The sequence below is a fragment of the Streptomyces rishiriensis genome, assembly GCF_030815485.1.
Lineage (GTDB): Bacteria > Actinomycetota > Actinomycetes > Streptomycetales > Streptomycetaceae > Streptomyces > Streptomyces rishiriensis_A.
Map to the genome: position 1 here is coordinate 3,110,942 of NZ_JAUSWV010000002.1, position 19,084 is coordinate 3,130,025.

Annotated in this window: 17 protein-coding genes; 11 read left to right on the plus strand and 6 right to left on the minus strand. The window is 72.9% G+C overall.

The window, feature by feature from the left end; translation table 11 throughout:
• From QF030_RS16280 to QF030_RS16305, 6 genes are read left to right on the plus strand one after another with little or no spacing between them, the layout of a single operon-like run.
• Positions 1-1,311 carry an O-antigen ligase family protein gene (locus tag QF030_RS16280; RefSeq protein ID WP_307163400.1) on the plus strand — a complete coding sequence of 437 codons (1,311 nt, stop codon included), beginning with the start codon at positions 1-3 and terminating at the stop codon, positions 1,309-1,311.
• Positions 1,308-3,128 carry a murein biosynthesis integral membrane protein MurJ gene (gene murJ, locus QF030_RS16285; protein WP_307163401.1) on the plus strand — a complete coding sequence of 607 codons (1,821 nt, stop codon included), beginning with the start codon at positions 1,308-1,310 and terminating at the stop codon, positions 3,126-3,128. Before QF030_RS16280 ends, murJ begins: the two co-directional genes overlap by 4 nt.
• Complete coding sequence (locus tag QF030_RS16290) at positions 3,115-3,855, plus strand: polysaccharide deacetylase family protein (RefSeq protein WP_307163402.1); 741 nt, start codon at positions 3,115-3,117, stop codon at positions 3,853-3,855. The genes murJ and QF030_RS16290 overlap by 14 nt, the downstream gene beginning before the upstream one ends.
• Positions 3,852-5,015 carry a glycosyltransferase gene (locus QF030_RS16295; RefSeq protein WP_307163403.1) on the plus strand — a complete coding sequence of 388 codons (1,164 nt, stop codon included), beginning with the start codon at positions 3,852-3,854 and terminating at the stop codon, positions 5,013-5,015. Before QF030_RS16290 ends, QF030_RS16295 begins: the two co-directional genes overlap by 4 nt.
• Entirely contained in the window at positions 5,012-5,659 is a 648-nt protein-coding gene (locus tag QF030_RS16300) for a lipopolysaccharide biosynthesis protein (RefSeq protein ID WP_307163404.1), read from the plus strand. The genes QF030_RS16295 and QF030_RS16300 overlap by 4 nt, the downstream gene beginning before the upstream one ends.
• The gene (locus QF030_RS16305; protein ID WP_307163405.1) at positions 5,656-6,771 is read left to right on the plus strand and encodes a GNAT family N-acetyltransferase; all 1,116 of its coding nucleotides are present in this window, start codon (positions 5,656-5,658) and stop codon (positions 6,769-6,771) included. Before QF030_RS16300 ends, QF030_RS16305 begins: the two co-directional genes overlap by 4 nt.
• 28 nt (positions 6,772-6,799) lie before the next feature.
• Here QF030_RS16305 and QF030_RS16310 read toward each other — a convergent pair whose 3' ends face one another.
• Positions 6,800-8,200, minus strand: a complete 1,401-nt coding sequence (locus QF030_RS16310; RefSeq protein ID WP_307163406.1) for a glycoside hydrolase family 26 protein — start codon at positions 8,198-8,200, stop codon at positions 6,800-6,802.
• A 162-nt stretch (positions 8,201-8,362) separates the two neighbouring features.
• Here QF030_RS16310 and QF030_RS16315 point away from each other — a divergent pair, with 162 nt between their 5' ends.
• The gene (locus QF030_RS16315) at positions 8,363-9,691 is read left to right on the plus strand and encodes a carboxylate--amine ligase (protein WP_307163407.1); all 1,329 of its coding nucleotides are present in this window, start codon (positions 8,363-8,365) and stop codon (positions 9,689-9,691) included.
• A complete protein-coding gene (locus tag QF030_RS16320; protein ID WP_307163408.1) occupies positions 9,691-10,935 on the plus strand; it encodes an FAD-dependent oxidoreductase in 1,245 nt (414 codons plus the stop codon). Before QF030_RS16315 ends, QF030_RS16320 begins: the two co-directional genes overlap by 1 nt.
• 51 nt (positions 10,936-10,986) lie before the next feature.
• Here the strand turns inward: QF030_RS16320 and QF030_RS16325 are convergent, their stop codons facing one another.
• The 3 genes from QF030_RS16325 to QF030_RS16335 all read right to left on the minus strand — a co-directional run bounded on the left by QF030_RS16325 (position 10,987) and on the right by QF030_RS16335 (position 12,971).
• Positions 10,987-11,922, minus strand: coding sequence for a chaplin family protein (locus tag QF030_RS16325; protein WP_307163409.1), 936 nt, complete (start codon positions 11,920-11,922; stop codon positions 10,987-10,989).
• Between the two features lie 107 nt (positions 11,923-12,029).
• Positions 12,030-12,257 carry a chaplin gene (locus tag QF030_RS16330; RefSeq protein ID WP_307163410.1) on the minus strand — a complete coding sequence of 76 codons (228 nt, stop codon included), beginning with the start codon at positions 12,255-12,257 and terminating at the stop codon, positions 12,030-12,032.
• A 300-nt stretch (positions 12,258-12,557) separates the two neighbouring features.
• Complete coding sequence (locus tag QF030_RS16335; RefSeq protein WP_307163411.1) at positions 12,558-12,971, minus strand: rodlin; 414 nt, start codon at positions 12,969-12,971, stop codon at positions 12,558-12,560.
• 244 nt (positions 12,972-13,215) lie between these two features.
• On the opposite strand from QF030_RS16335, the gene QF030_RS16340 reads away from it, so the two are divergent.
• The 3 genes from QF030_RS16340 (at position 13,216) to QF030_RS16350 (ending at position 15,316) form a co-directional block, all read left to right on the plus strand.
• Positions 13,216-13,626 carry a rodlin gene (locus QF030_RS16340; RefSeq protein WP_093778734.1) on the plus strand — a complete coding sequence of 137 codons (411 nt, stop codon included), beginning with the start codon at positions 13,216-13,218 and terminating at the stop codon, positions 13,624-13,626.
• Positions 13,627-13,736: 110 nt separating this feature from the next.
• The gene (locus QF030_RS16345) at positions 13,737-14,780 is read left to right on the plus strand and encodes an LCP family protein (protein ID WP_307167587.1); all 1,044 of its coding nucleotides are present in this window, start codon (positions 13,737-13,739) and stop codon (positions 14,778-14,780) included.
• A 128-nt stretch (positions 14,781-14,908) separates the two neighbouring features.
• Entirely contained in the window at positions 14,909-15,316 is a 408-nt protein-coding gene (locus QF030_RS16350) for a rodlin (RefSeq protein ID WP_307163412.1), read from the plus strand.
• A 268-nt stretch (positions 15,317-15,584) separates the two neighbouring features.
• On the opposite strand, the gene QF030_RS16355 is transcribed toward QF030_RS16350, so the two are convergent.
• Complete coding sequence (locus tag QF030_RS16355) at positions 15,585-16,439, minus strand: ABC transporter permease (RefSeq protein WP_307163413.1); 855 nt, start codon at positions 16,437-16,439, stop codon at positions 15,585-15,587.
• Positions 16,436-19,081, minus strand: coding sequence for a CocE/NonD family hydrolase (locus tag QF030_RS16360; RefSeq protein WP_307163414.1), 2,646 nt, complete (start codon positions 19,079-19,081; stop codon positions 16,436-16,438). Before QF030_RS16360 ends, QF030_RS16355 begins: the two co-directional genes overlap by 4 nt.
• Positions 19,082-19,084: the final 3 nt, after the last annotated feature.

The following is a 19,084-nucleotide window of genomic DNA, read 5'->3' on the forward strand; positions in this document are numbered from 1 at the left end:
ATGACCCTCGCCCTGACCCTGCCCCGCGCCCGGACGCTGTCACCGGTCCTGCCCGTGGTCGCCGTGGTCGCCCTGCTCGGCCTGCCGCTCGGCCCCGGCGGCGAGGGCGGCGCCGGACCGGCCGACGCGCTGTCCGCGCTGGTCGTGCTGTTCTGCGCGGTCCGGCTGCTGCGGCAGCGGCAGCGCCCGCTGTCCCGTACGGCCGCCCTGGTCCTCGGACTGCCGGTGGTCGGGCTCGCGCTCGCCGCGATGGGCGCGTCCTCGCCGGGGGCGGGACTCTCCGGTCTGGGCCGCTACCTCCAGATCTTCGTGCTCGTCCCGGCGGCCGTCGTCCTCCTGGTCCGCGACCGGTCCGACTTCCGGGTGCTGGCCTGGTCGTTCGTCGGGCTCGCGGGGTGGCAGGGAGCGGTCGGCGTCCACCAGTTCGTCACCGGGAGCGGCGCCTCCTACCAGGGCGAGAACATCCGGGCGGTCGGCACCTTCGGGCCGCAGGACGTGATGGGCATGGCGACCGTCGTGGCGTTCGGCCTGATCTGTGCCGTCGGGCTGGCGCTCGGCCGGACGCCGGTACGGCAGCGGGCGATCGCCGCCTGCTCGGCGCTCGCCCTGCTGGTGCCGCTGGCGCTCTCCTTCAGCCGGGGCGCGTGGATCGCGACCGCGCTGACCTGCGCGGTCCAGCTGGCCCTCGCCGGGCCGCGGCGGGCGCTGAAGGTGGGCGCGGTGGCGGCCGCGGCCGGGGTGATCCTGGTGGGCGGCTTCGGGGTCGGCTCGGCGATGCTCCAGGAGCGCGTCAACAGCATCACGCAGGTCAGGGACGCGCCCGACCAGTCGGTCACCGACCGGTACACGATGTGGGCGGCGGCGGTCGGCATGTGGCGCGACCAGCCGCTGACCGGCGTCGGGTTGAAGGGCTTCCCCGAGCACCGCGACGGCCACGCCTCCCTCGCGCTGTCCTCCGGCAGCGACACCGACGGGGCGGGCGGCGGCTTCGTCAAGCAGCCGCTGCTCTCCCCGCACAACATGTACCTGCTGATCCTCAGCGAGCAGGGCCTGATCGGGCTGCTCGCCCTCGCGGGCGGCTGGCTGGCGATGCTGGCGTGCGGGCTGCGCGGATGGTTCCGGATCCGGCGCTCCGGCCCCGGACTCGACTGTGCGCTCGTCGCCTGCGGTCTGCTGGTCTGGCAGCTCGTGGACTTCACGTACGCCGACATCGGCGGCCCGTCGACCGTGCTGACGGCCGTCGTCTTCGGGGCCGTGGCCTGGTGGGCGCTGGTCGGCGGCGGCGCCCGCGAGGAGGCGCTCGCCCGATGACGGTCACGCCTCCCCGGACGCCTCGTACGGACGGTCCCGCTTCCGTGCCCCCGGCACGGTCCGCCGCCCGGTCCGGGGAGACCGCCGACGGGACCGACGAGATCGACGGGACCGCCGGGGCCGACGCGACTGCGGTGATCGACGGGACCGCCGGGGCCGACGGAGTGGACGCGGCTGCCGGGCTCGGCGCCGCGTCAGCGGCCGGCCGGAACGCGGAGGAAGGCGGCGGCGAGAAGGGCGGGGACGGCGAACTTCCCCCGGCCTCCGGTCGGTTCCTCGCCAGGGCCACGCTCGTCACCGCCGTCCTCTCCGTCGCCGGGGCCCTGCTCGGGCTGGTGCGGGACCAGGCGCTGGCCAGGCTGTTCGGGGCGGGCAGCGACACCGACGCCTTCCTCGTGGCGTGGACCGTGCCCGAGTTCGCGGCCACCCTGCTCATCGAGGACGGACTCGCCTTCGCCCTGATCCCGGCGTTCAGCATGGCGCTGGCCCGCCGCTCCCAGGGCGCCCCCGGCGACCCCGTCCGCGCGCTGGTCGCCGGGACGCTGCCCCGTCTGTCGCTGGCGTTCGTCGCGGTCGGCGCCCTGTTCATCGGCCTGGCACCGCAGCTGGTCGAGATCCTCGCGCCGGGCCTGCCCGACCCCGCGCTCGCCGTCGACTGCACCCGGCTCACCGCCACCTGCGCGGTGAGCTTCGGGCTCGCCGGGTACTGCAGCGCCGCCCTGCGCGCGCACCGGCGGTACGGGGCGCCCGCGGCGATCTACGTCGCCTACAACGTCGGCATCATCACCGGGATGTTCGTGCTCGGCGGGCGCTGGGGGGTCCGCTCGGCGGCCGCCGGGGTCGCGGTCGGCGGGCTGCTGATGGTCCTCGTGCAACTGCCCTCCCTGCTCGGCCAGCTGAGGAAGCGCGGAGTGGCGGAGGAGGCCTCCGCGCAGGAGGAGCCGCGGCCCCTGGACACCCTGCTCCTCACGACCGTGCTCCTGTTCGCGCTGTGCCGGCAGTCCCAGGTCCTCATCGAGCGCTTCCTCGCCTCCCAGCTGCCGGCCGGGGCGATCTCGCATCTGAACTACGCGCAGAAGGTCGCGCAGATGCCGATGATCCTCTCGGTGATGGTGTGCACGGTCACCTTCCCGGTGGTCGCGCGGGCGCTGGCCGAGGGCGACACCGAGCGGGCCCGCACCCGGGTGGAGCGGGACCTGGCGCTGGCCGCGTGCGTCGTCCTGCTGGGTACGGCCGCCGTGCTGGCCTGTTCGCCGCAGATCATCGAAGTGCTCTTCCAGCGGGGCGCGTTCACCGCGAAGGACACGGCGGTGACGGCCGGCGTGATGCGGGTGTACGCGCTCGGGCTGCTCGGCCAGACCCTGGTGGGTGTGCTGGTCCGCTCGTACTTCTCGGCGGGCCGCGGCTCCTGGTACCCGGTCGGCGCGATGGCCTCCGGGATCGTGGTGACCTCCTGGATCGGCGCGCTGAGCGTCAATTCCTTCGGTGTGTACGGGATCGCCGCCGCCAACGCGATCGGCATCACCGTCACCGCCCTCGTCCTGCTGGCCGGGATGGGGCCGCGCAGCGTTCCGGTCGGCGTCCGCAGCGTGCTGCGCGAGCTGAGCCGGCCGGTGCGGGCCGCCCTGGTGGCCACCCTGGCGGGGTCCTTCGCCGCCGGCCGGTTCGCCGACCCGCTGGCCGGACTGGCCGCCGGGGGGTTCACCGTGACCGTCGTCTTCCTGCTGCTCGGCCGTGCCCTGGGATCCCAGGGCATCGTCTCCGCTCTCCGTCCCGTACGTTCCGCGACCCGAAGGTTCTCCCATGTCCGCTCCTGACAACAGCAGACGCACTCCCGTCCCGTGGGTGGCGATGTACCACTCCGTGGGGGACTGCTCCGAGGATCCGTACCGCATCACCGTCACCCCCGAAAGGCTGGAGAAGCAGCTGATGTGGCTGCGCCGGCGCGGGCTGCGCGGCGTCTCCATGGCGAAGCTGCTCGCCGCCCGCGCCCGGGGCGAGGGCCGCAACCTGGTCGGCCTCACCTTCGACGACGGTTACGCCGACTTCCTCACCGAGGCGCTGCCCGTGCTGCGCCGCCACCGCTGCACGGCCACCCTGTTCGTGCTGCCCGGCCGGCTCGGCGGCGAGAACGCCTGGGACCCGCTGGGCCCGCGCAAGCCGCTGCTGAGCGCCGACGGCATCTGCCGGGCGGCCTACGAGGGCGTCGAGATCGGCTCGCACGGCCTCACCCACGTCGACCTGACCAAGGCCGACGACCTCACCCTCAAGAAGGAGACGGTCGAGAGCCGCGCGGCCCTCGTCGCGCTGCTCGGCACCGAGGTCGACGGCTTCTGCTACCCGTACGGGACGATCGACCGGCGTGCCATGGACGCCGTGCGCGAGGCCGGTTACACCTACGCCTGCGCGATCGACCCCGGCGCGCTGAACGGCCTCCACGCACTTCCCCGCCTGCACATCGGGCAGAGCGACAACTTCCTCCGGATGCACCTGAAGTACCGGTTGCACCGGCTGCGCCGGCGGCCCGTCGAGGGGCTGCGGTGAAGGCGCTGCACATCATCACGGGGCTCGGTGTCGGCGGTGCCGAGCAGCAGCTGCGGTTGCTGCTGCGGCACCTGCCCGTCGAGTGCGAGGTGGTGACGCTGACGAACCCGGGGACGGTGGCGGACGGGCTGGCGAGCGACGGGGTCCGGGTCGTCCACCTCGGCATGGCCGGCAACCGCGACCTGGCCGCGCTGCCCCGCCTGGTCCGGATCATCCGCTCCGGCGGCTACGACCTCGTCCACACCCACCTCTACCGGGCCTGCGTCTACGGCCGGCTGGCCGCGCGGCTGGCCGGGGTCCGCGCGGTCGTCGCCACCGAGCACTCCCTGGGGGAATCGCAGATGGAGGGGCGCAGGCTGACCGCCGGGGTCCGTGCGCTCTACCTCGCCAGCGAGCGGCTGGGCCGCACCACGGTCGCCGTCTCCCCCACGGTCGCCGACCGCCTGCGCGGCTGGGGGGTGCCGGCCCCGCGGATCGAGGTCGTCCCCAACGGCATCGACCTGGCCCGCTTCCGGTTCGACCCGGACGCCCGCCGGCAGACCCGCCGCCGCCTCGGGCTGCCCGACCACGCCTATGTCGTCGGCGGCGTCGGACGGCTCACGGCGGGCAAGCGCTTCGACGTCCTCATCCACGCCCTCGCCCGGCTTCCCGCCGACCACTGGCTGCTGCTGGTCGGCGGCGGACCCGAGGAGAACGTGCTGCGCCGCACCGCGCACGAGGCGGGGGTCGCCGACCGGGTCCTGTTCACCGGCGAGCGCCCCTGTGTTCCCGACGGCACCCCCGGACCCGATCTGCCGTCCCTCACCTGCGCCATGGACCTGTTCGTCTCCCCCTCCCCGGAGGAGACCTTCGGTCTGGCCGTCGTCGAGGCGCTGGCCTGCGGCCTGCCCGTGCTGTACGCCTCCTGCCCCGCGATCGAGCAGCTGCCCGCCCGGGCGACGGGCGCCCGCCGGGTGACCGGCGGCACCGAGGCGTTCGTCCGCGCGCTGGCCGAGGCACGCGCGCGGACGCCCGGCCCGCGCACCGCCGCCGAAGCCGCCCGCCACTACGACATCACCCGCAGCGCCGCCCAGCTCATGGACGTGTACGCGGCCACCGTTTCCGGACCGCCCCTGCTCTCCCCCGCCACCCCGACACCCCAGGGAGTCAGTTCCCCATGACCGAGAACCCCCGCCGCCCCGCCGCCCTGCGCCGCGCCAAGGCACTCCCGCCCTGGTCACTGCTCGCGCTCGGCGCCGTCGCCGGCGGACTGCTCGGCGGCACGTACGGCGCGCTCAAGCCGCCCACGTACACGGCCACCGCCTATGTCGTCGCCGTTCCCACCGAGAAGTCCGACCCGGCGTCCGCGCTCGGCTTCGCCCAGGCCTACGGCCGGGTCGCCACGCAGCTGGCGGTGCTCGGGGACGCGCAGGTGTGGGCCGGTGTGCCGGTGAAGACGCTTCAGCAGAACGTGCAGACGGCGACCTCGCCGGACGCCCCGATGGTCTCGATCACGGCGACCTCCCCCCGGGCCGACCTGGCCGCCGACATGGCCAACGCGGTCTCCCGCTCGCTGACCCAGCACGCCAAGAGTTCCAAGGCCGCCACCAACGTCGAGCTCCAGCAGTTCGCCCGCGCGGTCCGGCCGACCGGCCCCTCCTCGGTGTCCCCCACCGTGACAGGTCTGGTGGGGGCGAGCGCGGGCGGTCTGCTCGGCGGGCTGCTGCTGCTGGTACGGCCGAAGCGGGGTCGCGAGGAGGAGGCCGCGCGCCCCGCCGCCGTCCCCGGCCCGGCCTTCGCCGCCGACGCCCACGGAGCGCTGTGAAGCCGACGTTCACGACCGAACTCGTCACCGACGAGCAGGCCTTCGCCGCCCTCGCCCCCGCGTGGGGCCGGCTGTACCAGCGGTGCGCGACCGCCACCCCGTTCCAGAGCCACGCCTGGCTCCACTCGTGGTGGCTGTCGTACGGCACGCGCGGCCGGCTGCGTCTGCTGCTGGTCCGCGACGGCGGTGACCTCGTCGCCGTGGCACCGCTGACCGCCGTACGCCGACCGCTGCCGGCGCTCGTGCCGCTCGGCGGGGCGATCTCCGACTACGGGGACGTCCTCGTCGACGACGAGCGGGGCGAGCATGCCGTCGCCGCGCTCACCGAGGGTCTCGCGGCGGCCGCCCGCACCGCGCTGATCGACTTCCGCGAGGTGCGGCCGGGCGGCGCGGTGGAGCAGGTCTACGAGCGCTGGCGCGGACCCCGCCGGCGGGTGAGCGACTCGGTGTGTCTGGAGCTGCCCGCCGTGCCCATGGAGGAGCTGGTGGCCCGCCTGCCGTCGGCGAAGGCCCAGCGGGTGCGTGCCAAGCTGCGCAAGCTGACCGCGCTGGGCGTCGAGCGTCAGGCCGTGTGCCCGGAGGAGGTCGACTCGGCGTTGCGCCGGCTGCTGGAACTGCACCAGTTGCAGTGGCAGGGGCGGAAGGTGACGGGCGAGCACCTGCGGGCGCGGTTCTGCGAGCACCTGGTGCGGTCGGTCGGGCCGATGGTGCGCTCCGGGGACGCGGTCGTCACCGAGTTCCGGCTCGACGACGACGTGGTCGCCGTCGATCTGACGCTGCTGTCGCGGCGGCTGGCCGGGGGGTACCTCTACGGCGCCCATCCGCGGCTGCGCGAACGCAAGGCGGACGTGGCGGTGATGCTGCTCGACGCGTGCGCCGAGCACTCCCGGAACGAGGGCCGCGCCGCGCTCAGCCTGCTGCGCGGCAACGAGCCCTACAAGCACCACTGGCGGCCCGAACCGGTCGTCAACCAGCGGCTGCTGCTGGCCCGCCGGCGCACCGCGCCGCTGCTGTCGGCGGCCGTGTGCGACGTGGCCGCGCGACGGCGGGGCAAGGAGTTGCTGCTCCGGCTGGAGCAGCGAAGGGAGCGTGACGGTGGCGGCAGGTCCTGACGCGGGCCTGCCGCCACCGCACCGCGGTTCACTCGTCGTCCGACCACCAGTCCAGCCGGAAGCACAGCTTGCCGCCGAGCCAGTACTCGACCCAGTCGCCCAGGTCCATCGGGGTGCAGTTCACCGGGGGTTCGGCGGGAGGCTCGGTGGTGGGATCCGTCGAGGGCGCCGGGGGCGACGGCTCCACGGACGGTTCCACGGAGGGCGCCGGGCTCGTCGGTGGCGTGCTCGGCTCGTCGGCACGGCCGGACAGCAACGAGCGGTAGACGGCGGACGACTCCGGGTTCTGGCGGCACTGCCACACACCGTGCGGGCAGTAGTCGGTCACCGTGTTGTACAGCGGTTTGTGCTCGTCCATCCAGGCGAGCATGCGCCGCATGTATTCGGCGTTGTCACCGTTGCGGAAGAGTCCCCATTCGGGATAGGAAATGGGCTTGCCATGGCTTTTGGCGAAGTCCACGTGCGCCTGGAGCCCGTAGGGTTCTTTCACCTGCTCGTCGAAGGACAGGCCGGTCGGCTGGTCGTAGGAGTCCATTCCGATGATGTCGACCGTGTCGTCGCCCGGATAGCACTCGGTCCACGGAACGGCGTCCTTGCCGCGGGTCGGCGTGAAGTCGAACCTGAATTTCTGGCCCGGCACCGAGCGCATGGTGGAGACGATCCTGTTCCAGTACTTCTTCCAGGCCTCCGGGTCCGGCCCGCACCGATGGGTGTACGTGATGCCGTTCATCTCCCAGCCGAGCACGATCACCGTGTCCGGCACCTTCAGCGCGACCAGCCGCTCGGCGAGAGCCCTGAAGTGGTGATCGAACTCCCCGGCCGCCCCCTGCCGCAGCAGCCCGCGCACCTCGTCGTCGGACACCCCCTCCTCGTTGCGCTCCATCATCGGCACGTTCAGGACGAGCATGCGGTCGTCCTTCTCCAGCCTCCAGTCGGCCCAGACGTCGAGGAAGCCGGGCGGGCCCTCGATGTTCTGCCACCGGTCGCCCGGCAGGTAGGTGTGGCCGACGCGCAGCTCCGCGCCGTCCAGCCATTCGCTGAGCTGGGCGATCCGGGCCACGCCCCGGGCGCCGTAGTCGAGGTAGGCGCCGAAGGCGGGTGCGCCCTTCGCGGCCGGGGCGGACGGGAGGGACGGCGTGGCGGTCTCCGCCGGGGCCGCCGACGTCACGGGAGTCACCGGCGCCTCGGGGCTCACCGGAGCCGCCGGTGTCGGACCCGGGACGGGTACGACCGGGTCGGGCGCGGCGGGTGCGGGAAGGGTCACCGCGGCTGCCGGGACGGTGGGGGTGGGAGCGGGAGGATCGGCGACCCGCACCACCCCCGCGCCCGCGGCGAATCCAGGTCCGGACGCCAGGGCGGCCGACGCCGCGACCGCTGCCGCGACGACGGCCAGCCGCCGGGACCGCGCGCGTCGCTGCTGTGGAGCCATGCCTGCTCCTCTCTCCACTCTCACGTAACGCGCCAGGACCGCGCATTACTGACACTCAGTCATATGAAAGTCACACGAAAAGGAATTACGCCACCCCGGTTACGGCTTTCGAGTGCCTCGATCGCCCATACCGGTGAACTGAACCGAAGGACCCGGAAAAAAATGCCCGAGTCGCTGCTCGACACCCGCGTCCCCGCCGTTCTTCTGCGGATCGACCGGAATCCCTTTCACCACGGAACGCTGGGTGCCGTGCGCTCTCTCGGCAGAGCCGGAATCGACGTGCACGTGGTCGCCGACTCCACGGGAAGTCCCGTACGCAAGTCGCGTTTCGTCAGCCAGTTGCATCCCCCGCCGCCGCCCGGCGCCGCCCTCGCCGACATCGCCGCCACCCTGCTGCGGGTGGCCGCCCGCGTCGAGCGGCCAGCCGTGCTGATCCCGATGGACGACGCGGGCGCGATCGCGGTGAGCCGCCTGCGTGAGGAACTGGCGCCCGCGTACCTGCTGCCGCAACAGCCCGGCGCGGTGCCCGAACGGGTCGCCGACAAGGCGGAACTGACCCGGCTGTGCGCGGCGGCGGATGTTCCGCACCCGCTCACCGTGCTGCCGGACAGCGCGGCACAGGCCGCCTCCGCCGCCTGGCGCCTCGGGCTGCCGGTGGTGGCGAAGTGGAGCCGGCCCTGGTTGCTGCCCGCCCATTCGGGGCTGCGCAGCACGGTCGTGGTGCGCTCCCCCCAGGAGGCGCGCGACCTGTACCTGCGTACCGAGGAGGCAGGCAGCCAACTGCTGCTCCAGGCCTTCCTGCCGCCGGGTCCGGACCGCGACTGGTTCTTCCACGGGTACGTCGACCGCTCCGGCACGGTCGGCGGCGGCGGCCCGGGCCGCAAACTGTGCGCCTGGCCCCGCGGCGCGGGGCTCACCGCGGTGGGCGAGTGGACCGAGAACCCGCAGGTGGGGACGCTGGCCCAACGGCTCACCGACGAACTCGGCTACCGGGGCATCTTCGACCTCGACTTCCGGCGCTGCGGCGCCACGGGCGACTACCACCTGCTCGACTTCAACCCGCGGCCGGGCGCCCAGTTCCGGCTCTTCGCGGACGGCGCCGGACTCGACGTCGTCCGCGCCCAGCACCTCGATCTGACACACCGTCCACTGCCGGCCGGGGCGCCGCTGCCGGGCCGGGCGTTCGTGGTGGAGAACTACGCGCCGCTGGCCGCGCTGCGACCGGCCCGCCGGACCCGTGAGCTGGCCTGGCACGCGGGCGACGACACCGCTCCCGGCCGGGCGATGTGGGGTCTGTGGGCCGCCCATGTCGCCCGTCGGCTGCTCGACCGGCTGCGCCGGGCCGGCGCCTCGGGCGTGGCCGGGGTCCGGCCCCGAGTGGTCCGCCAGGCAGCGCCGCCCACACCGTCCCTGACGGATCTGACCGAACCGGCCCCGACCGCCCCGGCCCCGGCCGCACCGACCGACGACGAGAAAGCGAGCAGCTGCTGATGTACGACCTGCTGGTGGTGGGCGCGGGCCCGTACGGCCTGTCCATCGCCGCGCACGCGGCGGCCGCCGGGCTGAAGCTGCGCGTGTTCGGCCGGCCGATGGCCTCCTGGCGCGACAACATGCCGGGCGGGATGTTCCTGAAGTCCGAGCCGTGGGCCTCCAACCTCTCCGACCCCGCGGCCCGCTGGCGGCTCGACGCGTACTGCGCGACCCAGGGCGTGACGGCCCGGCACGGGGAGCCGATCCCGGTGGAGATGTTCGCCCGGTACGGGCTGTGGTTCGCCCGCAACGCCGTGCCCGAGGTCGACGAGCGCACGGTGACCCGCATCGTGCCCCGGCAGGGCGGCTTCGAGGCGGTCACCGCGGACGGCGAGATGGTGGGGGCCCGGACGGTCGCCCTCGCCGTGGGCGTCATGCCGTTCGTCGAGATCCCGGCCGCCCTGCGCGGACTCTCCCCCGACCTGGTCTCGCACAGCAGTCACCACGGCGACCTCGACCGCTTCCGCGGCCGGGACGTCACCGTGATCGGCGGCGGCCAGGCGGCCCTGGAGACGGCCGCCCTGCTCGCCGAACAGGGCTCACACGTAAGGGTGTTGGCCCGCGCCGACACGCTGCGCTGGAACGATGTGCCACCGCCCTGGGAGCGCCCGTGGTGGCAGTCGGTCCGCTCCCCGCAGAGCGGGCTCGGCTGTGGCTGGCGCAACTGGTTCTACGCCGAACGCCCCGGCCTGTACCGCCGGCTGCCGGAACCGACCCGGGCGCGCATCGCCGCGACGGCGCTCGGGCCGGCCGGCGCCTGGTGGGTACGGGACCGGGTGGAGGGCTCCGTGCGGGTACGTCTCGACCACGAGGTGACGGCGGCGCGAGCGGTCCCGGGCGGGCTACGTCTGGAAGTGGCCGGAGCGGACTCCTTCGAGACCGAGCACGTGATCGCGGCCACCGGCTTCAAGGCGACCCGTGACCGGCTCGGGCTGCTCTCCGGCGAACTGCGCGGGGCGCTGGCCACGGTGTCCGACGGTTCCCCCGAGGTGGGCCGGGACTTCGAGTCGTCCCATCCCGGCCTGTTCCTGGCCGGCCTGGTGACGGCGGCCGGCTTCGGCCCGGCGATGCGCTTCGTGTACGGCGCGACCTTCACGGCGGGGACCCTCGTCCGGGGCGTACGGCGCCGGTTGCACACGGACGTGCCGAGCGGGGCGATCCCGGCACCGAAGCGGCAGGGGGCGGCGGTCACCGTACGGCGCTGAGCCGGACGGGGCAGGGGTGCCGGACGCGAGGGCGTCCGGCACCCGGTGTGTTCACCGACGGGACGCTGCCCGGCCTCGCCGGTACAGGACGGCGCCGCCCGCGATGAGTGCCGCGCTGACGCCGGAGGCGGCCAGCAGACCGGCACGGTCCCCGCCGGTGTGCGGCAGCTGCGGCGGAGAGCTGTGCCCACCGCCACCCTCCGGAGGGGCGGTGTGCCCGCCGTGCGGCGGCTGCCCGCCACCACCACCGTGCGGAGGCGGGGTGGAGTGGCCGCCGGGCGGAGTGCTCCCGCCGCCATGCGGAGGCGGAGTCGTGTGACCGCCGCCGGGCGGAGTCGTGTGCCCCCCTCCGGGCGGAGTGCTCCCGCCGCCGTGCGGAGGCGGGGTCGTGTGACCCCCACCCGGCGGAATGCTGCCACCACCATTCGGAGGCGGAGTGGTGTGACCCCCACCGGGCGGCGTCGCATGGCCCCCACCGGGCGGAGTGGTGTGGCCCCCACCAGGCGGCGTCGTATGACCCCCACCAGGCGGCGTCGTATGACCCCCACCGGGCGGCGTCGGGTGACCGCCACCGCCGCAGGTGTCGCCGTAGCCGCCGCACTCGTCGTCGGGGCCGTGGTTCTCGTGCCCGGAGTCTCCGTGGCCGGAGTCGCTGTCACGGGACTCGCCGTAGCCGGAATCACCGTCGCGGGAGAGGTCGTCGTCGTGCGGTGCGCCGTGTGAGCGACGCGCGTGGGTGTCCGAGGGGTTGGCGCAGGAGTTGCCGAACGCCGGATCGAGCGCGGCGACGACGTCGACCGAGTTGCCGCAGGCGTTCACCGGGACGTGCGCCAGAGCCTGGACGGCGTTGCCCGACAGGACCCCGGGCGAACCCTTGGCGGCTCCATCGGCTGATGAGTCGGCGAAGGCGTTGCCGCCCGCGCACAGGGACAGAATGCCCGTCGCGGCGGCGGCCGCGACCATTCCCCTGCTCAGGGTCTGTCGCAATCTCGTTGCCCTCCTGGCTGGGAGAAGTGGGAAAAGCCGGCCCTGGACCACAGGAATGTCGTCCAAGGCCGGCCTCGATCCAGCGGTACGGCTGGTGTGTCGCGTCGTCAGTCGTTGACGCAGACGTTGCCGCCGGCCGGGTTCAGCGCGGCGATGATGTTGATGGTGTTGCCGCACACGTTGATCGGGATGTGGATCGGAACCTGGACGACGTTGCCCGACAGGACGCCCGGGGAGCCGATGGCCGCCCCGTTCGCACCGGCGTCGGCGAAGGCGGGGGCAGCCCCTCCAAGGGCCAGGATCAGACCCGCGACAACAGCAGCGCTCTTCTTCATGACGTTCCCTTCTCTGCGGTCATGCCCAGATGACGGTCGAAACCGAGCGAGCGCAACTGGAACGGCTCGCACCATGACCCGCAAGCTGCAAACGACAGATAGACAGCGGAAGAAACTAAGGAACGCGCGTCGTACGGGATTTCACTCGAACGCCTTCGGGTAATTGACACGAACGGCCCACTGGAGAGGAAACGATTCGCCTGACGGAGCGGAAAATGACGGAAAGTCAGTGGCGAAAATTCTGTGACCTGACGGCCCGCCGGGAACGGAACGGCTTCCCGGCGGGCCGTGCCGGCGGCGTCAGTGGTTGGCCACGCCGTTGCCCGAGAGGGCGGAGATGTCGTCCAGGATGTGCGACAGCGGCTCGTCGCCCTTGGCCTGGGTGGAGTTCTCGGCACACTGCTGGTTCTGCGGCGCGGACAGGATCGGGATGTCCTGGACGCCGATGTTGGCGATGACGGCGAGGACGGACTGCACGTCGGCCTTGACCGGCAGGCCCACGCAGAGCTTGTTGGCGGTGCCCTGGACCAGGGTGGCCTGGGGGCTCATGTCGCCCTTGGTCACCGAGTTCCCGAACGCCTCGCGCGCACCGTTGCCGCTGGCGGAGGTGGTGCCGGCGTCGTCCCCGATGGCAAGCGCCTGAGGGGCGACCGCCGCGGACATACCGACGACGGAAGCGGCGACCGCCGCCGCGGCCATTGCCTTCTTGAGCATTTAGCTTTTCCTTTCCCTGTCCTGACTCGTGGCCAGGACCATGTGCCTGCCACCGAACCAACCGGACGCGTCGGATTTGGTTGCGGTCAGTCACCCGATCGGTTTTTCCGTTCCCGGCGACCGGAGTTCGCCCCGGAGTTCGTCCCAGTAGGCCATCGGAGTGAATCGGAGCAACCAAACAGGTCAGGTGAAGTTAATCCGAACGCTCCGGTGGACGGGGCTTCTTCACCGAAGGGACTTGCAAGTGATCAAGAAGGTACTGGCCACCGCCGCGGTCGCCGCTTCCGTCGTCGGCGTCTCCGCCGCCGCGGCAGCCCCGGCTCTCGCCATCGGCAACGACAGCGGTACCACGTCCGCCAGCGGCAACGGCGCCAGCCAGTCGTTCGGCAACTCGGCCACCTTCGGCAACATGAGCCCCCAGATGGCGCTCATCCAGGGTTCCTTCAACAAGCCCTGCATCGGTCTGCCGGCGAAGCTCAACGCCCAGTCCATCCTCGCCCTGGTCAACGTCGGCGTTCAGGACATCCCGATCCTGTCCGCGCCGCAGAACCAGCAGTGCGTCGAGAACAGCACCCAGGCCAAGGGCGACGAGCCGCTGTCGCACATCCTGGACGACATCTCCGCCCTCTCGGGCAACGGTGCGGCCAACCACTGAGCCCACGTGCTGAACGGGTTCTTTTCCTGAGCCCCGGGGTGGTTTCTCCGCCCGGACAGCGGGCCGCCGGATCATCGGCGGCCCGCTGTTCTAGCGTGCGGCGCGTGACGATGAAGAGAAACCTTCGGCCACGCCGCCTGGCGATTCCCGGAATCGTCCTGGCCGCCACGGGCGCGCTGCTCGGCAGCTCCGCCCTCCCCTCACTGCCCGGACTCCCCGGCCGCGAAGACGCGCCGCGCGGGCTGAACATCCTGCTGATGGGCACCGACGAACGGGACACCCTCACCACCACCCAGAAACAGAAGTTCCACGCCGGTGGAAAGGCCTGCGGCTGCGCGGACGTCCTGATGCTGATCCACGTCTCGGCCCACCGGGACCGCGTCAGCGTGATCGGCATGCCCCGTGACTCCTCTGCGGAGATCCCTCCGTACCGGGACCGGCCCGGCGCCCGGGAACGCCCACCGCATCCGGCGAAGCTCAACGCGGCCTACCAGGAGGGCGGACCGGAACTCATGGTCCGGACCGTGGAGTCGATGGCCAAGCTGAACATCGACCGGTTCCTCCAGGTGGACTTCCGGCGTTTCATGAACAGCGTGGACGAGGTCGGCGGCGTCGAGGTGTGTACACCACGGCGGCTGAAGGATCCCGCGACCCGGCTCGACCTCAAGCCCGGCAAGCACCGGCTCGGCGGCGGACAGGCGTTGCAGTACGTCCGTTCACGGCATGTCGACGGCAGCGCCGACCTCGGCAGGATCCAGCGTCAGCAGCGCTTCCTCGTCCAGGCCTGGCGCGAGCTGGGAGAGCGGAAGCTGCTCACCCGGCCGCGGCAGGTGACGCACCTGATGGAGATGCTGCTCGGGTCCGGTCGACAGGGCTTCGCGGTCGGCGAGCTCGTCGAACTGGCGGCCGTGCTGCACCGGCTGCCCGACTCGGCGACGGAGTTCACGACCGTGCCGATCGCCGGATTCGCCCCGGCTCGCCTGGGCATCGGCGCGGCGCTGGCCTGGGACCCGAAGGAGGCGGACACACTCTTCACGAAGGTGCGCGACGACCGGCCGCTGATCGAGCGGGGCGCGGACCCCCAGCCGAAGGACCCGCCGGACCTCCTCGGCAAAACCGTGCCGGTGCGAGGGAGCGCGTACGCGTGCCGCTGAGGGGCGCACGGTCGTGGTGCGCGATGCGCTGGGCCGATCGGGGCACAGCGCGCAACCCCGGGTGGGTACGGGGCGTTGTTGATCACGCAGCTCCTCCCCCGGAGTCCGCGTTTTCGAAGGGAACGAACATGAAGAAGCTGTGGGCGACCGCGGCCCTCGCCGCCTCCGTCGCCGGTCTTGCCGGGCTGAGCGCCCCGCAGGCCCTCGCCATCGGTGACGACAGCGGCACCACGTCCGCCAGCGGCAACGGCGCCTCGTCGGAGTTCGGCAACTCGGCGACCTTCGGCGACATGAGCCCGCAGCTCTCGCTGGTCCAGGGTTCGCTGAACAAGCCCTGCATCGGTCTGCCGGCGAAGCTCAACGTCCAGTCCCTCGTCGCACTGTTGAACGTCGGCGTCCAGGACATCCCGATCCTGTCCGCCCCGCAGAACCAGCAGTGCGTCGAGAACAGCACCCAGGCCAAGGGCGACGAGCCGCTGTCGCACATCCTGGACGACATCTCGGTGCTGGCGGGCAACGGCGCGGGCAACGGCTGAGCCACGGCCTGACGTACCGCGACGGCGGGTCACCGGTTCTCCGGTGGCCCGCCGCTTCACGTCTGACCCGCCGTGTCACGTGCGGTGCGGTACAGCTCCTCGATCGTCCGGTGTGTCTTCATGTGCGTGCCCCCTGTGTCCGTCGACGTCTGTGACGGTGACGGTGACGGGACAGGGGGCTGGAACGTGCGACCCGGGGGGTTGCGGATCCGTCTCGAACCGGGCACGGGAGCGGGCCTTCGGGACCGGTGGGTGATCCTCCGGTGACCTAGGAGACGATGTCCTTGCGGGCGAAACCCCGGAAGGCCAGGGCGAAGAGGACCAGGGCGTAGGTCACGGAAACCGCGGTGCCCTGGATCATGCCGGACCACTCGGGGGTGGGCTGGACGGCGTCGGCCCAGGCGAACTGCCAGTGCGCGGGCAGGAAGTCGCGCCAGTCGCCGAGGGCGGTGACGGCGTCCAGGACATTGCCGACGATGGTCAGGCCGACCGCGCCGCCGACCGCGCCGAGCGGGGCGTCGGTCTTCGTCGAGAGCCAGAACGCGAGCCCCGCGGTGACCAGTTGGGAGACGAAGACGTACCCGACCACGACCACGAGCCGCTGGGCCGCAGTGCCCGGGTCGAGTGCGCCGCCCGTGGGCAGCTCCAGGGAACCCCAGCCGTAGGCCGCGGAGCCGACGGCGAGGGCGACGACCGGCAGCAGGACCATCGCGGCCAGGCTGAGGCCGAGACCGACGACGAGCTTGGACCACAGGAGGCGGGCCCGGGGCACGGGGGCGGCGAGAAGGTAGCGCAGCGAGGACCAGCCGGCCTCCGAGGCGACCGTGTCCCCGCAGAACAGGGCGACCGGGATGACCAGGAGGAAGCCCGCGGAGACGAACAGGTTGACGGCGGCGAAGTTGGCGCCGGACGCCGTCGCCGTGTCCATCAGGGTGACCTGGTCGTTGCGGCCGCCGGGCTCGCCGCCGATGGCGAAGGCGATGAGCAGGACGAACGGCAGGACGGCGAGGATGCCGCCCATGACCAGCGTGCGGCGGCGCTTGAGCTGGCGGACCAGCTCGACGCGCAGCGGCAGGGTGCGGCCCGCCTGGTAGCCGGAGGCGACCTCGGTGAGCGTGCTCATGCGGAACCTCCGATCAGGGTGAGGAAGGCGTCCTCCAGGCGGCGGTGCGGGCCGACCGCCTCCACGGGCACGTCGAGCCGGACGAGGTCGGCGACCAGGCGCCGGGCACTGCCGTCGGCGTCCAGGCGGACCAGCAGGCCCTCGGCGGTGGGGGCCGCGGAGGCCACGCCCGCCAGCGCGGCGATCTTCTCCACGACCGGCTCCTCGACGGGGGTGGCGGTGCCCACGAGGAGGGTGTCGCCGGAGCCGACGATCTCGGCGACCGGGCCCGCCTGGACCAGCCGTCCCCGGTCCATGACCACGAGGTGCGTGCAGGACTGCTCGACCTCGGACAGGAGGTGGCTGGAGACGATGACCGTGCGGCCGGCCGCCGCGTACCGGATCATCACCTCGCGCATCTCGCGGATCTGCGGCGGGTCGAGGCCGTTGGTCGGCTCGTCCAGGATGAGCAGGTCGGGGAGGCCGAGCATGGCCTGGGCGATGGCAAGGCGCTGACGCATGCCCTGCGAGTACGTGCGTACCGCGCGGGCCAGGGCGTCGCCGAGACCCGCGATCTCCAGGGCCTCCTCCAGGTGGGCGTCGCCGGCGGGGCGGCCGGTGGCCTGCCAGTACAGCTCGAGGTTCTCCCGGCCGGACAGGTGCGGGAGGAAGCCGGCGCCCTCGACGAAGGACCCGACGCGGGAGAGGACGGGCGCGCCCGGGCGGATGGCGTGGCCGAAGACCCGGATCTCGCCGCCGTCGGGGCCGATCAGACCCATCAGCATGCGCAGCGTCGTCGTCTTGCCCGCGCCGTTCGGGCCGAGGAGGCCGAGGACCTGGCCCTTCTCGACGCGGAAGGACAGGTCGCGGACGCTGTAGCGGTCGCCGTTGGCGTACTTCTTGCTCAGGTCGGTGATCTGGAGCGGGACCTCGGCGAGCGCGGGGTCGGGGGCGGGTCCCGCGGTGCGGCGGCGGGTCGTGAGGAGCAGGGCCAGCGCGATCACCGCGCCGGCGAGGGGGAGCCACCACACCCAGGCGGGGAGCGGTGCGGCCGCGGTCGTCACGGCGGGCGCGGTCGGGACCTTCAGGTCGCCCTTCATCGCGACGGTGTACGTCGCCGGGGTCACCGGGGAGGCGTACCCGAGGTCGGTGGAGGCGAGGACCAGGCGCAGCCGGTGGCCCTCCTCGACCTTGTGGTCGATCGCCGGGAGCGTGATCGTGACGTCCTTCCCCGCCTCGGCGCCCTCGACGCGGACCGGGGTGACGAGCTGGGAGGGCAGCACCTGGCTGCCGGCGCCGCTGACGTCGTAGACCTTGGCGAAGAGCACGGCGGTGTCGGACGTCGACTTCACATGGACGGTGACCGTCGGGGAGCCGGTGACGCGCAGGTCGCCGGTGACCGGGGCGGAGTCGAAGGCGGCGTACTGGCCGGGGAAGTCGAGGGAGACGCCGACGCCGAGGGAGGAGAGCCGGGAGAGTCCGCCGCCGCCGAGTCCTGGCAGGGCCGACACGGCGGGCGGACTGGCGCCGGGCGGGTTGGTGAAGGACTGTTCCTCGCGGCGGCCGGTCAGCGGGAACGAGCGCTCGCCGTTCCGCAGGCCGGGGTAGCTGTCCGCGCTCGCGCCCCGGAGCCGGGCGGCGCCGTCGGTGGAGTCGACGCCGCCGGTGCGGGTGACGCGGAAGGCGGGGCCGGTGTCGGCGGCCTTGTCGCCCTTGAGGTAGCGGTCGAACCAGGTACGCACGCGGGTCTGGACGCGGTCGCCCTCCAGGTCGCCGCCGTCGTGGCCGCCCGAGATCCAGTCGACGTCGACGGGGGCGCCGTTGGCGCGGATCGCCTTCTCGGCCGCGTCGGACTGGGCGAGGGTGAAGAGGGAGTCGGTCTGGCCCTGGACGAGCAGGGTGGGGACCTTGATGCGGTCGGCGACGGCGGACGGCGAGCGCTCCTCGAGGAGCTCGCGGGCGGCGGTGTCGGGGGCGCCGGACTCGGCGACACGGTTGTACATCGCGGCCAGCGCGGGTTCGAAGCGGGCCGCGCCGCCGCCCGTGTTGACGAAGATGCCGGCCCACAGCTTCTTGAACACACCGTCGGGGAACAGGGCGTCCGCGAGGTTCCAGTAGGTGATCGCGGGGGCGATCGCGTCGACCCGGTCGTCGTAGCCCGCGGCGAGGAGGGAGATCGCGCCGCCGTAGGAGGCGCCGGCCACGCCCACCCGCGGGTCGCCGGCCTTGTCGAGCCGCACCTGTGGCTGCTTCGCGAGCCAGTCGATCAGTTTCGAGACGTCGGCGACCTCGCCCTTCGGGTCGTTCAGCCCGATCTTGCCGGTGGACCTGCCGAAGCCGCGCGCCGACCACGTGAGCACCGCGTATCCGTCGCGGGCGAGGTCCTCGGCCTGCCGGCGTACGTCGTCCTTGCTGCCGCCGAAGCCGTGCCCGAGGAGGACCGCGGGGCGGCGCCCGGCGGCGCCGGAGGTGAAGTAGGAGGTGTCCAGGCGTACGCCGTCCACCGTCATGACCCGCTCGGCTTGGTGCACCGCGGGCGTGTCGTCGTCGGAGGCGACGGCCGTCCAGGTACCGGCACCGGCGAGTACGACCACGGCGGCCACGGCGGAGACGATCCGTCGTGGCCGCCGTGGTCCTCGCAGACCGGGCAGTCGAAGATCCATGCT

What these genes read in the sequence shown, in the direction of transcription:
- QF030_RS16350 (WP_307163412.1), top strand. Translation starts at nt 14,909, where the DNA reads ATGAAGAAGCTGTGGGCGACCGCGGCCCTCGCCGCCTCCGTCGCCGGT.
- QF030_RS16330 (WP_307163410.1), bottom strand. Translation starts at nt 12,257, where the DNA reads ATGAAGAAGAGCGCTGCTGTTGTCGCGGGTCTGATCCTGGCCCTTGGA.
- QF030_RS16290 (WP_307163402.1), top strand. Translation starts at nt 3,115, where the DNA reads ATGTCCGCTCCTGACAACAGCAGACGCACTCCCGTCCCGTGGGTGGCG.
- QF030_RS16335 (WP_307163411.1), bottom strand. Translation starts at nt 12,971, where the DNA reads ATGCTCAAGAAGGCAATGGCCGCGGCGGCGGTCGCCGCTTCCGTCGTC.
- QF030_RS16315 (WP_307163407.1), top strand. Translation starts at nt 8,363, where the DNA reads ATGCCCGAGTCGCTGCTCGACACCCGCGTCCCCGCCGTTCTTCTGCGG.
- QF030_RS16345 (WP_307167587.1), top strand. Translation starts at nt 13,737, where the DNA reads ATGAAGAGAAACCTTCGGCCACGCCGCCTGGCGATTCCCGGAATCGTC.
- QF030_RS16300 (WP_307163404.1), top strand. Translation starts at nt 5,012, where the DNA reads ATGACCGAGAACCCCCGCCGCCCCGCCGCCCTGCGCCGCGCCAAGGCA.
- QF030_RS16280 (WP_307163400.1), top strand. Translation starts at nt 1, where the DNA reads ATGACCCTCGCCCTGACCCTGCCCCGCGCCCGGACGCTGTCACCGGTC.
- QF030_RS16310 (WP_307163406.1), bottom strand. Translation starts at nt 8,200, where the DNA reads ATGGCTCCACAGCAGCGACGCGCGCGGTCCCGGCGGCTGGCCGTCGTC.
- QF030_RS16355 (WP_307163413.1), bottom strand. Translation starts at nt 16,439, where the DNA reads ATGAGCACGCTCACCGAGGTCGCCTCCGGCTACCAGGCGGGCCGCACC.
- murJ (WP_307163401.1), top strand. Translation starts at nt 1,308, where the DNA reads ATGACGGTCACGCCTCCCCGGACGCCTCGTACGGACGGTCCCGCTTCC.
- QF030_RS16320 (WP_307163408.1), top strand. Translation starts at nt 9,691, where the DNA reads ATGTACGACCTGCTGGTGGTGGGCGCGGGCCCGTACGGCCTGTCCATC.
- QF030_RS16360 (WP_307163414.1), bottom strand. Translation starts at nt 19,081, where the DNA reads ATGGATCTTCGACTGCCCGGTCTGCGAGGACCACGGCGGCCACGACGG.